Here is a 12,185-nt window from a genome sequence, read left to right as displayed (position 1 = left end):
GCCCCTGCCGGACGGCATAGTGACCTTCGCACCTTGATCCGCGCGCCCGGCTGCCGAAAGATCGTCCCTTGCGCACAGGAGACGCCATGATTCGCCCGTTTGCCGGACTGTTCTGCCTGCTACCGCTCGCCGCCATCGCCGCCGCGCCCGTCGCCACCGACTGGGGGGCCGCCCTGCGCAAGGACGCGCAGGCGATGCACGACGACCTGGCCGCCAATCATCCCGGACCAGTGGATCCCCTGAATCCCGGGTTCGCCAAGGCGAACGACCGTGGACTGGCGACGGCACTCGATCGCGCGAAGCGAACCCGCGATTTCGCCGGGTACCTCTTCGCCATGCGGGCCTATGCGGCAAGCTTCGACGACGGCCACCTCAGGTTTTACGTGCCGGACAAGGACCAGCCCAGGCTCCCGGCGCGATGGCCCGGCTTCCTCACCGCATTCGACAGCAAGGACGTGCAACGCGTGGTGTCGCGCGCCGACGATGCACCGGTGCCCCTCGGCGCGAGGCTCGTTTCCTGCGATGGCAAGGCCGCCGACCGCCTGGCCGCCGACCATGTCGGCAGCCTCGTCGGACGATGGGCGTTGCATTCGCAGCGCGTATCGCACGGCGGCGAGCTGTTCCTCGATCATGGGAACCCGTGGATCGCGCGCCCGTCCCGTTGCGTCTTCGATGCCGCCGGTCGGTCCATCCCGGTGACGCTGGACTGGCGTCCCATCGACAACGCGTCGCTCGTTCCACGCCTCAAGGCTACCTATCAGCGCGCGCACGAGCCGATCGGTATCCGCACGTGGGCCGACGGCACCGTCTGGATCGCGCTGAGCGATTTCGACGGTGCCCCTGGCGGCCCGGCGGCAAAGGCGCTGGAACCGCTGATCGCCCGCCTGCGCGCCGAACGCGAGACCATCGTCGCCGCGCCGCGCATCGTCCTCGACCTGCGCGGCAACGACGGCGGCTCCTCGGACTGGAGCCGCCAGATCGCGGAGGCGATTTGGGGCGAGGCCGCCGTGGCCGCGACCGACAAGGAAGACATCGTGGATTGGCGTGCCTCGGCCGCCAACATCGCCTCCATCCGGGAGTTCGCCGACGAGTTGCGCAAGACGCCTCGCTCGTCGCGGCGGATGCTGCAATGGGCCGACGTCATCGTTGCCGGCATGGAGAAGTCCGTGAAGGACGGAAAGCCTTACTGGCGCGCACCACCGGATGTCGAAGCGAAGACCTCCCATCCCGCGCTGCCCGCCCCCAAGGCGCGGATCTTCATGGTGACCGACAGCGGTTGCGGTTCCGCCTGCCTCGATGCAGCGGACCTGTGGCTGGAACTCGGCGCGATCCATGTCGGCGCGGAAACCTCGGCGGACACGCTGTACATGGACATCCGCCGCACCGTCCTGCCCAGCGGCGTCGGTCGTCTCAACGCCGCCATGAAGGTGTACCGCGGCCGTACCCGTGGAAACAACGTAGCGCTGGTTCCGAAGTATCCGTACGACGGCGACCTCGTCGACACCGGGGCCCTGGAACGCTGGATCGCGTCGTTGCCCTGAAGGCAAGTCTTCGCAAGCAACCGACGAACGGGCCGGTATCCTTGCCCTAAAGGCGAAGCGGAGACTACCCGATGGATCTTAAGAAGGATCCCGGCCCACATACCGTCGTCATCGTCGGCGGCGGTGCGGCCGGCATCGAACTGGCGACGAAGCTGGGCAAACGGCGCGACCTCGACGTGGTGCTGGTCGACCGGGACGCCAGTCATTTCTGGAAGCCGCGGCTGCACGAGCTGGCCGCCGGCCTGCTGGGTGATGGCGAGGAAGCCGTGTCGTACCTCGCTCACGGGCAGGCGCACGGGTACCGCTACGAGCCAGGTGCGCTGAACCATGTCGATGTCGAGGCATGCCGCATCGCGCTGGACGAAGTACGCATGCCGGTCACGGACGAACCGATCCTGCCGCCAAGGTCGCTGTCCTACGACACGCTGGTGCTGGCATTCGGCAGCCGCGTGAACGACTTCGGCACGCCGGGCGTGCTCGATGACTGCGACATGCTCGACAGCCCGGCCCAGGCGGTGGCCTTGCGCCGGAAGATCCTCGCGCTCGCCCTGCGCAGCGCGGGCGATCCCGGAAAACGCATCCGCATCGGCATCGTCGGCGCGGGCGCGACCGGTGTCGAACTGGCTGCCGAGCTTCACCACGCGTTCAACGACATGCACCGCTACGGCGGCCTCAAAGGTGCTTCCAAGCTGGACATCACGCTGATGGACATGGCATCGCGCGTGCTCCCGGCCGTGGACCCGCGCACATCAGCTTCGGCACAACGGATCCTGGAAGGCATGGGTGTGAACGTTCGGCTCGGCGTCGGCGTGGATGCCGTGACACCCGAAGCGTTCCATCTCTCCGACGGAAACGTCGTTCCCTGCGATATCCGCGTCTGGGCCGCCGGCGTGACGGGACACGAGATCGTCGCCGGCCTCGGGCCGTTCGAGCTGTCGAAGGACCGGCGCATCGTGGTGGACGAACGCTTGCGCGCCAAGGGCGTATCGAACGTCTACGCCGTCGGCGACTGCGCATTTGCCGTGCTTCCCCACGGCGGCGCCGTCCCGCCCACCGCGCAGGCGGCTCACCAGCAGGCGAACTACCTTGCGAGAGCCATCCCCCGCGCCGTTCGCGGCGAACAGGTGGAGTCCTTTGTCTACCACTCCAAGGGAACGCTGGTGTCGCTGGGCGAATACAAGGCGACGGGCGAACTGCCTTCCGTGGTCGCGAAAGGCGGAACGCCCATACCGATGCGCGGGCTGCTGGCGAAAGCCGTCTACGTATCGCTGCAGCACATGCATCGCGTCGCGCTGCATGGGTGGGCGAAGGCCAACGCGCTATGGCTGGCGGACTGGTTGCGGGATACGACCCTGCCGCCGGTGAAGTTGCATTGACCGCCTTAGTTCTTCACGGCGTGCTCCAACGCCTCGAAGTCTTCCTCGGAAAGCTTCAGCGAAGCCCCCTTGATGTTCTCTTCGAGGTGATCCGGGCTGCCTGTTCCCGGAATCGGCAGCATGACCGGCGAACGCTTCAGCAGCCATGCCAGGGCTACCTGGCTGTCGGTCGCGCCGAGCTTCTTGGAGATGGCGGAAAGGACGGAACCTTCCTTCGCCAGTTCGCCGGCGGCCAGTGGGAACCACGGGATGAAGCCGATGCCCTCCTTGGTGCAGTAATCCAGCACGGCCTCGCTCTGACGGTTGCCCAGGTTGTAGAGGTTCTGCACCGTCACGATCTTGAAGAACGTCGCGGCCGCCTGGATCTCTTCCACGTTCACCTCGGAAAGGCCCACGTGGCGGATGAGGCCCTCTTGCTGCATGTCGCGGATGACGCCGAACTGCTCGTCGCGCGGGACCTTGGCATCGATGCGATGAAGCTGCCAGAGGTCGATGCAGTCCACGCCGAGGCGGCGCATGCTCATGAGCACGCATTGGCGCAGGTATTCGGGACGACCCAGCGGCGCCCAGATGTCCGGACCGTGACGGGTAAGCCCGCCCTTCGTCGCGATCACCATGCCCTTGTACGGATGCAGAACCTCGCGGATCAGGTCCTCGCTCACGTACGGCCCGTAACTGTCGGCGGTATCGATAAGGTTCACGCCGAGCCCGGGCAGCCTCTTCAGCGTTTCGCGCGCCGCCTTCGGGTCGGCCGGGTCGCCCCATATGCCCTTGCCGGTAATGCGCATGGCGCCGAAACCGAGGCGGTTGACCTCGAGGTCGCCGCCGATCTTGAACGTGCCGCTTGCCGATGCATCGATGGTGCTCATGGGTAGGCTCCACTGGGTGGGATGAAGGGGATCATGTCGACATTGGGACGGCGCCGACCGTCTAAAGGGCCCGGCGGAAGATTCGAAAAAAACCGCGACCGCTGTCTTGGCGCTACAAGCGCTCGCCGATCCCGTTCAGCAAGGCGTCGATGTCGCCGCGCGACACCGGGCGTGCCAGCAGGAGCTCTTCCACCCGCTCCACCTCCCCGGCCAGCGCCCGCTCGCCGAGGACGAGCGCGGCGCCCTTCAGGCGGTGCGTGACGTGCAGGGCCCGTTCGGGCGCGGCATCCTGCAGGGCCGTCCGGATGGCGGCGATATCCCGCAAGGCCTCTTCACGAAACGTACGCTCGGCGATCGAGGTGCCGCGCGCACCGGCGAAGGCGTCCCGGAGGCCGTCCAGCGAGAGCGGTTTGCCCAGCACCGTGTCGATGCCGCTTTCCTCGCAGCGGCGCACATGCGCCTCGCCGTCGTTGGCCGAGATGGCGATGAAGCGCGTATGCAGGCCGCCGGCCGCCGCCTCCCGCGCGCGCAGCTCGGCGGCGATGTCATAACCCTGCATGTCCGGCAATTCGCAGTCCAGCAGCACGCCGGCGAAGCGCCCGGGGACGAAGGCGTCGATCGCGGCCTGTCCATGATCCACGGCGTGCGTGTCGTAGCCGAGGAACTTCAGCTGCGCCGCGATGATCTGCCGGTTGGCCGGATGGTCCTCCACGAGAAGGACGATTCCCTTCGGCTCCGGCGTGGCATCCCCGTCCGGCGCCGGAGCGCGCTCCTCCGGCGGCGCCACGGGGACGCGGCTGGTCGGCAGCTCGATGCGCACCGCCGTACCCGTGCCCTCGTCGCTGCTGAGCTCCAGCCGGCCGCCGAGGTGGCGCACCATCTCCGCGCAGATCCCGAGGCCAAGCCCCGTACCCCCGAGCCGTTTCGAGTGAACGCCATGCGCCTGGGAAAAGGGCCGGAACAGCTCCCGTTGCCGTTCCGGCGGGATGCCAATGCCGGTATCGAAGACCTCGAGCACGAGGTGGCGAACCTCGTCCGTGGCTTCGTTCGCGGTCTGCCAGAGCGCGATGCCCACGTGGCCGCTTTCCGTGAACTTCACGGCGTTCGACAGCAGGTTCTCCATGAGCTGGCGCACGCGGGTCTGGTCGAGCAGCAGCCAGGGCAACGGCCCCATCGGCAGGTCGAGGCGCACGGCCAGCCGCTTGTGCTCGATGGCCGCACGCTGTCCGTCGATGACCTCGCGTGCCACGGAGACGACGTCGCACGCCGTGAGGTCGGGCGTGAAGCCTTCGCTCTCGGAGCGGCTGTAATCGAGCGCGCTCTTAAGGAGATTCTGAAGGCTGCGGCTGCTCGACTGCGCGATGGCCATGAGATCGCGTTGCGCGCCGGCCATCGGCGTGCGCGAAAGCAGTTCCACCGACGACGTCACGGCGTTCACCGCGTTGCGTACCTCGTGGCTCATCACCGCGAGCAGCATGGTCTTCTGCCGCTCGCCGCGGCGCGAGGCCAGCTGTGCCCGCCGTAGCTGCCAGATGGCGAAGATCAGCACCACGATCAGGGCCGCGCCCAGGGCAATCTCGATGCGGTAGGCCGAGGCCACCTGCGACAGGGTCGGCGCGCGCAGGTAGGCGGTCTCGAGCCAGCGCTCGATGATCGCCCGGTTGTCGTCGGGGCTGATGGCGCCCCGGCTGTCGTCGAGGATCGCGAGCAACTCCGGGGCATCCTTGCGCACGGCCACGCGCACGCTGACTGGCATCTCGGTCACGTTGCCGGCGATGCGCAGGCTCAGTGCGTAATCGCGGCGCACCATCGGGTGGTAGGCCACGTCGACGCCGATGCCGGCATCGGCGATGCCGCTCTCCACGGCGGCCAGTACCTGGTGCATGTCGACCAACGGAAGCCGCGCGATCGACGGATGTTCGCGGCGCAGCCAGGACTCGTAGACCCCGCCGCCCTTGAAGGCCACCGTGCGTCCTTCGAGCGCGTGCATGTCCAGTTCCGCCGGACCGACCATGCGGCTGATGATGACCGTGCGGCCCACGTAGAACGCCTTCGATACCAGCGCCTCGTCGCCGACGTCGGCGGCGAGCAAGCGGTCGCTGAGCGAGGGCAGCATATCGACGCGTTTCTCCTTGAACGCGCGGACCGACTCCTCCCACGACTTGGTGCGCACGGTGACGAAGCGCAATCCCGTATGCCGCGAGACCAGCTCGAGGTACTGGCTCACCAGGGGATTGGCCCAGCTGCCGCTGATCTCCGAACCCTGCTGCGGATCCACCGCGATACGCAGCGTGGGGTGCGCGGCGATCCAGCGCTTGCGCGCCTCCGCATCGGGCCGCGGCGGTTCCGCGGCGGTGACGGCCAGGGCGAACAGCGCGAAGACGACGACCAGCAGGCGCCTCACGCCGGGCCACCGTCCAACGCGAGGATGTAGTCGCGGAGCAGGTAAAGCTCGTTGTCTGAGGAAATCCGTAGTTTTCGGAAAGCGGCCGACTTCTGCGTGCTGATCGTTTTCAGGCTGCGACCGGAGCGGGACGCGATCTGACCGACCGTCAGTCCTTCGAGCAGCTGGCGGATCACCTCCCATTCGCGCGGCGACAAGGCCACGAGCGCGGGCGTCTCGCCCTTGTCGTCGTCGCGCGGTGGAAGGTATTCCCGGCCCGTCATCACCGCGTCGATCGCCCGGATCACGTCGTCCGGTTCCTGGCTCTTCGCCACGAACCCGTCGGCACCCGCCAGACGGAGGCTGTGGATGACCAGGCCTTGCTCGTGCGCGGAGATCACCAGGATCTTCATTTTCGGATAGGACGCGCGCAGCAGCTTGATGAGCGCGATGCCGTCGATGTCGTCCAGCGCGAGGGAATAGTCGACGATGGCGACGTCGACGGGCATGGTGGCGAGCATGGCGCGGAACGGACGGCTGCTCGCATGGCTCCCGACGATCGTGATCGACGGGGATTTCTCGAGATGCGCGATCAACCCCTTGAGGACGAGCGCATGATCGTCCAGCAAGGCCACGCGCACAGAGCCGATGTAGGATCGCGCGGACATGAATGGACCAGGTACCCAGCTATTGTCTATCAAATAGCCCACGTTCGTGGACGATGCCGGATGAACCATATATCGGCGCGCACCCCTTGTAAACGTTCTCATTCGAGGTCTCAAGGCGCTCCGACTACGCGGTATCGGCCATTCGTCCACCTCCGTAAGCCATACAGGCAATTTCGACTCCCGTTGCTACGCTTTCGTCGTCCCCGCAAGGCGGGGTTTTTCGATGCATAGGGGTGAACGCGGGCATGGACACAGAGAGCCGCAGAACAGCCGCCGGCACGGCCGGCGTGGCTGAACCCATCGCGAACGCCAGGCCCTGGGGGACACCGGCCGGCTTCGTGGATCGCCCGTTGGAGACGGTGCGCGTGGGCATCGTCGGACTCGGTTACGTGGGACTTCCCCTGGCCGTGGAGTTCGGCAAGCGTTATGCCACCGTCGGCTTCGATATCCGCCCGGGCCGCATCGAGGAACTGCGCGCCGGTCACGACGCCACCCTCGAGGTGGACGCCGCCGAGCTGGCCGAGGCCTCTCGCCTCGGCTATTCCTCCCGTCTCGAGGACCTGGCCGGATGCGACGTCTATATCGTCACGGTTCCCACGCCGATCGACGAGGCGCGCCGGCCCGACCTGACCCCCCTGGTCCGCGCCAGCGAAACCCTGGCGAAGGTTCTCAAGCCCGGCGACGTCGTCGTCTACGAGTCCACGGTCTACCCCGGCTGCACCGAAGAAATCTGCGTACCCATCCTCGAGCGCGGCTCGGGGCTGGTTTTCAACCGCGACTTCTTCGCCGGTTACAGTCCGGAGCGCATCAACCCGGGCGACAAGACCCACCGGGTGAGCAGTATTCTCAAGGTGACCTCGGGCTCGACGCCCGAGGCCGCGGACTTCGTGGACGCGCTGTACCGCTCCGTGATCGGTGCCGGCACCCATCGCGCCAGTTGCCTGAAGGTGGCCGAAGCCGCCAAGGTCATCGAGAACACCCAGCGCGACCTCAATATCGCCCTGGTCAACGACCTCGCCATCCTTTTCAACAAGCTGGGCATCGATACCCTGGAAGTGCTCGAGGCCGCCGGTACGAAGTGGAACTTCCTTCCCTTCCGGCCCGGGCTGGTCGGCGGCCACTGCATCAGCGTCGATCCGTACTACCTGACGCACAAGGCCCAGCAGGTCGGCCACCATCCGGACGTGATCCTGGCCGGGCGCCGCACCAACGACGGCATGGGCCCGTACATTGCCGGCGAGCTCGTGAAGCTCATGGTGCGCAAGGGCATCAACCCCGTGCATGCGCGCGTGCTGGTGCTGGGCCTCGCCTTCAAGGAGAACTGCCCGGACCTGCGCAATACCCGCGTGGTGGACATCGTGGGCGCCCTGGGCGGTTACGGCGTCGCGGTGGACGTGCACGATCCCTGGGTACGCGCCGCGGATGCGCGGCACGAATACGACATCGATCCGGTCGCCGAGCCGGCACACGGAGCCTATGACGCCGTCGTGGTGGCCGTGGGTCACCGCGAATTCGTCGCAATGGGCGCGGAGGGCATCCGCGCTTTCGGCAAGCCCCTGTCGGTGGTGTACGACGTGAAATACGTCCTGCCTCGCGACGCTGTCGACGGCCGGCTCTAACCCGGGACGCCGTATGAAGATCCTGGTCACCGGCACCGCGGGCTTCATCGGCTACCACGTGGCGACCCGCCTGCTGGAGCGTGGCGAGGAGGTCGTCGGCCTCGACAATCTTTCCGACTATTACGACGTCGAACTCAAGAAGGCGCGACTGGCCCGCATCCAGGGCAAGCCCGGTTACACGCACGTGCATGCGGACCTGGCCGACCGCGAGGCGATGGAACAGGTATTCGCCACCCACCGGCCACGGCGCGTGATACACCTCGCCGCGCAGGCGGGCGTGCGCTATGCCGCCCAGAACCCGCACGTCTATGTCTCGAGCAACGTCACCGGGTTCCTGCATGTGCTGGAAGGCTGTCGCCACACAGGGGTCGAGCACCTCGTGTTCGCTTCCACCAGCTCCGTCTATGGCGCGAACACGCGCATGCCGTTCTCGGAGCACCAGCCGACGGAACACCCGCTCACCCTCTACGCCGCCACCAAGAAGGCCAACGAACAGATGGCGCATGCCTATGCCCACCTGTACCGCCTGCCCTGCACCGGCCTGCGGTTCTTCACCGTCTACGGGCCCTGGGGCCGTCCCGACATGGCCCTGTTCCTGTTCACGAAGGCGATTCTCGCGGGCGAACCGGTTCGCGTTTTCAACCATGGCCGGCACAAACGCAGTTTTACCTACGTGGACGACATCGTCGACGGTGTGCTCGGCACGTTGGAAAACGTGCCCGCGCCGGAACCGCACTGGTCGGGCGAACGACCCGATCCGGGCACCAGTGGCGTGGCGCCTTACCGGATCTTCAACATCGGCAACGAGAAGCCGGTGGAACTGCTCCGTTACATCGAAGTGCTCGAGAGATGCCTCGGCAAGACGGCGCGGCTGGACATGCTGCCGCTGCAACCGGGCGACGTCCCGGATACCGAAGCCAACGTCTCGGCCCTCGTCCAGGCTACCGGCCATGCGCCGAAGGTGGACGTGCAGGAAGGCGTCGGCCGCTTCGTGGACTGGTACAGGGGATACTACCGTGCATAAGAAGAACAGCGCATTCGCGCGCGGAGACGTGTCGTGATCTTCGACTACCTCGACCCGGCCGCCCCCGGCGACATCCAGGCCGACCTGTGCATCGTCGGCGCGGGTCCGGCCGGTATCGCGATGGCCCGCACCTTCATCGGCTCGTCCATCACGGTGTGCCTGATCGAAGGCGGCGGCCTCTCCGGCGAGGATCGAAGCCAGTCGCTCTACGACGGCGACTCGACCGGCGACCTTCCGCTCGACGCGGGAACGTCGCGCATGCGCGTGTTCGGCGGCAGCTGCACCTTATGGGGCGGTGGCTGCATACCTCTCTCCGACGGCGACCTGTCGGCACGGGATTGGGTACCGGACAGTGGCTGGCCCTTGCGTTACGCGGACCTGGCGCCCTGGTATCGACGGGCAAGCGAGTTCTGCCGCATCGATCCGGCACACGGTTTCGGCCCCGGCGCCTTCGACGGTCCGCCGCCACGCCGGCCGCTCGACCTCGATCCCGAGGCGCTGGAAAACTTCGTTTTCGCGCGCAGCCCGATCATGTTCGGCGAGGCATACCGCGAGGCACTGGACCAGGCGCCGAACATCACCGTGCTCCTCCATGCCAACGTCATGGAACTCGAATCGACGGCCGAGGCAAGGACGGTGACCGGCGCCCGCATCGGGGGCCTGGACGGCCGCCGCGGCCGGGTCTCCGCGCGTCATTACGTATTGGCGGCCGGCGGCATCGAGAACGCCCGCCTCCTCCTCCTTTCCGACAGCGTGGCGCCGGCAGGTCTCGGCAACGACCACGATCTGGTCGGCCGGTATTTCATGGACCATCCCAGCGGCACGATCGGCAGCGTCCGTTCGGACGATCCCGACCGGCTCACCCGGCCTTACGAACGCACCGTCGGCAAGACGCGCGCGCCGCTCTCGCCGGAGATCGGCCTGTCTTTCGACGCGCAGCGTGCCCATCGCACCCTCAACGCCCGCGTGCATCCGTTCGCGGTGGAAGGACGTGTGCCGCGCGGCATTCGCGCCTTGCGCGACGTACGCGCCGCGCTGCGGCCGCCCCGGCACGACGAAGCCACGCTGCTCGAGGCGCGTCTGTGTGCCGCCCTGCAGAACGGCCCGGGAGACGCGGCCGTCGCGACCCAGCAGAACCTCGTCGTGAGCGCTATGCGGCTCGGACTGCACATGGGCGACATCATGAAAGCGCTGGCGCAGAAGATCGCCGACCGGCCGACGGTGCGCAGCGACCGCGCGGAACTGGTGGGCTTCTTCGAACAGGCGCCGCAGCGCGACAGCCGCGTGACGCTCGGCGACCGGACGGATGCGCTCGGGCTCCGCCGTGTGCGGATCGACTGGCGACTCAACGACCTGGACCGGCACACATGGCGGACCACGACGATGATCGCGGGCGAACGGCTGGCCGCGGCGTGCAACGGACGCTTCGAGCCCGCGGCGTGGGCCATCGGCGACGCCGCGCCGGAAGTGCACGGCACCGCTCACCACCTGGGGACGACGCGCATGTCGACGGACCCGTCGACCGGTGTGGTAGACCCCGACGGCAAGGTGCACGGCATGTCCAACCTGCACATCGCCGGCAGCTCGGTGTTCCCCACGGGTGGCTGGGCTTTCCCCACCTTCACCATCGTGGCGCTCAGCCTGCGCCTCGCCGATCAGCTTCGCGTGTTGCTGAGCGCAAGCGGAGGCATCGCGTGACGCCCGCCCCCTGCAGGAGCCGCCATGGCGGCGAGGAGACCTTGCGCCACAGTGGCAAGCGTGCCCTCGCCGCCATGGCGGCTCCTACAGGGATTGCCGGCGTCCTGTGCAACGCCGGTTTCGAAGCGCCGCGCGCCGACCAGGCCAGCGTTCTCGTCTTCGAAGCGCGCACGATGACCGCCCATATGGCCGAGGCAACACACCTGCTCGATCGCCGCGAACTTACCCGTGCGGCGCGTTTCCGCTTCCGCCGCGACCGCGACACCTACACACTGGCCCACGCCGCATGGCGCGTGGCGCTGGGCAGGTGCCTCGACATCGATCCGCGCGAAGTCCCGCTGGCGACCACGGCGGACGGCCAGCCGCGTCTCGCCGGCACGGCCTTGTCGACCAGCCTCAGCCACAGCGGCGATCTGGTCGCGCTCACGGTCTGCCCCGCCGCCACGGTCGGCGTGGACATCGAGCAATGGCCGCCGCGCATCGACCTGGAAGCCCTGATGCCGATGTTCTGCACCCGCGAGGAATGCGCCGAACTGGCCAGGCTGGACGCGGCGCGGAAGGCACGCGCGCTGCTCGAGCTGTGGACCCGCAAGGAAGCGCTGCTGAAGGCTTTCGGCGTGGGACTGCTGACCGACCCGGCGACGGTGCCCGCTCCGTCCACCCATCCCCTGATGCCCCCCGCGTCGGCCCTGCACTATCCGCCTTGCCATACGCGCAACCTGCGCAGCGGGGAGCACTGGATCGCCGCGCTGGCCGCGCCATCGGCCGTCTGCGATATCCGCCTGCACCTGTTGTCCCAACCACGGTAGCCACTGTTTTTGTGGGAGCCGCTTCAGCGGCGATGGGTACTCGCGGCACGCTGGCCGGCATGGCCGGTTCCCCTATGTATCGCCATCGATACAGACAGCCATTCGGACTAGCCGTGTGCCGACCGGAAGTGCAATCGACACACCGCGCCACGGTACCTAGCCTTGGTATATCCGCACGCGGCAGGAAGCGTGCATCGA

General features: G+C 67.5%; 9 protein-coding genes. 6 read left to right on the top strand and 3 right to left on the bottom strand.

Translation table 11 applies throughout. The features are described from left to right. The first annotated feature begins 86 nt into the window (after window positions 1-86). The gene (locus HBF32_RS03620; protein ID WP_205287688.1) at window positions 87-1,541 is read left to right on the top strand and encodes a hypothetical protein; all 1,455 of its coding nucleotides are present in this window, start codon (window positions 87-89) and stop codon (window positions 1,539-1,541) included. A gap of 71 nt (window positions 1,542-1,612) precedes the next feature. Beyond that, window positions 1,613-2,917 (top strand): NAD(P)/FAD-dependent oxidoreductase, encoded by a 1,305-nt coding sequence (locus tag HBF32_RS03615; protein ID WP_166698260.1) that lies wholly within the window; start codon window positions 1,613-1,615, stop codon window positions 2,915-2,917. A 5-nt stretch (window positions 2,918-2,922) separates the two neighbouring features. Here the strand turns inward: HBF32_RS03615 and HBF32_RS03610 are convergent, their stop codons facing one another. The 3 genes from HBF32_RS03610 to HBF32_RS03600 form a co-directional block, all read right to left on the bottom strand. Then, window positions 2,923-3,786: an aldo/keto reductase gene (locus tag HBF32_RS03610; RefSeq protein WP_166698259.1), complete on the bottom strand. Its 864-nt coding sequence runs from the start codon at window positions 3,784-3,786 to the stop codon at window positions 2,923-2,925. A gap of 112 nt (window positions 3,787-3,898) precedes the next feature. Next, window positions 3,899-6,190 carry an ATP-binding protein gene (locus HBF32_RS03605; RefSeq protein WP_166698258.1) on the bottom strand — a complete coding sequence of 764 codons (2,292 nt, stop codon included), beginning with the start codon at window positions 6,188-6,190 and terminating at the stop codon, window positions 3,899-3,901. Next, the gene (locus HBF32_RS03600; protein ID WP_193570322.1) at window positions 6,187-6,837 is read right to left on the bottom strand and encodes a response regulator; all 651 of its coding nucleotides are present in this window, start codon (window positions 6,835-6,837) and stop codon (window positions 6,187-6,189) included. The genes HBF32_RS03605 and HBF32_RS03600 overlap by 4 nt, the downstream gene beginning before the upstream one ends. 350 nt (window positions 6,838-7,187) lie before the next feature. Here HBF32_RS03600 and tviB point away from each other — a divergent pair, with 350 nt between their 5' ends. The 4 genes from tviB to HBF32_RS19455 are packed head-to-tail and all read left to right on the top strand — an operon-like array spanning window position 7,188 to window position 11,987. Further along, window positions 7,188-8,456, top strand: coding sequence for a Vi polysaccharide biosynthesis UDP-N-acetylglucosamine C-6 dehydrogenase TviB (gene tviB, locus HBF32_RS03595; protein ID WP_240147891.1), 1,269 nt, complete (start codon window positions 7,188-7,190; stop codon window positions 8,454-8,456). Window positions 8,457-8,469: 13 nt separating this feature from the next. Further along, window positions 8,470-9,480, top strand: coding sequence for an NAD-dependent epimerase (locus HBF32_RS03590; protein ID WP_166698256.1), 1,011 nt, complete (start codon window positions 8,470-8,472; stop codon window positions 9,478-9,480). A gap of 33 nt (window positions 9,481-9,513) precedes the next feature. Next, window positions 9,514-11,178 carry a GMC oxidoreductase gene (locus HBF32_RS03585; protein WP_166698255.1) on the top strand — a complete coding sequence of 555 codons (1,665 nt, stop codon included), beginning with the start codon at window positions 9,514-9,516 and terminating at the stop codon, window positions 11,176-11,178. Further along, the gene (locus tag HBF32_RS19455) at window positions 11,175-11,987 is read left to right on the top strand and encodes a 4'-phosphopantetheinyl transferase superfamily protein (protein WP_166698254.1); all 813 of its coding nucleotides are present in this window, start codon (window positions 11,175-11,177) and stop codon (window positions 11,985-11,987) included. Before HBF32_RS03585 ends, HBF32_RS19455 begins: the two co-directional genes overlap by 4 nt. Window positions 11,988-12,185: the final 198 nt, after the last annotated feature.

The organism is Luteibacter yeojuensis (assembly GCF_011742875.1).
Lineage (GTDB): Bacteria > Pseudomonadota > Gammaproteobacteria > Xanthomonadales > Rhodanobacteraceae > Luteibacter > Luteibacter yeojuensis.
The sequence above is the reverse complement of the archived record's forward strand: the minus strand, read 5'-3'. Positions and strand labels throughout refer to the sequence as shown.

What these genes read in the sequence shown, in the direction of transcription:
- HBF32_RS03600 (WP_193570322.1), bottom strand. Translation starts at nt 6,837, where the DNA reads ATGTCCGCGCGATCCTACATCGGCTCTGTGCGCGTGGCCTTGCTGGAC.
- HBF32_RS03615 (WP_166698260.1), top strand. Translation starts at nt 1,613, where the DNA reads ATGGATCTTAAGAAGGATCCCGGCCCACATACCGTCGTCATCGTCGGC.
- HBF32_RS03590 (WP_166698256.1), top strand. Translation starts at nt 8,470, where the DNA reads ATGAAGATCCTGGTCACCGGCACCGCGGGCTTCATCGGCTACCACGTG.
- HBF32_RS03620 (WP_205287688.1), top strand. Translation starts at nt 87, where the DNA reads ATGATTCGCCCGTTTGCCGGACTGTTCTGCCTGCTACCGCTCGCCGCC.
- HBF32_RS03610 (WP_166698259.1), bottom strand. Translation starts at nt 3,786, where the DNA reads ATGAGCACCATCGATGCATCGGCAAGCGGCACGTTCAAGATCGGCGGC.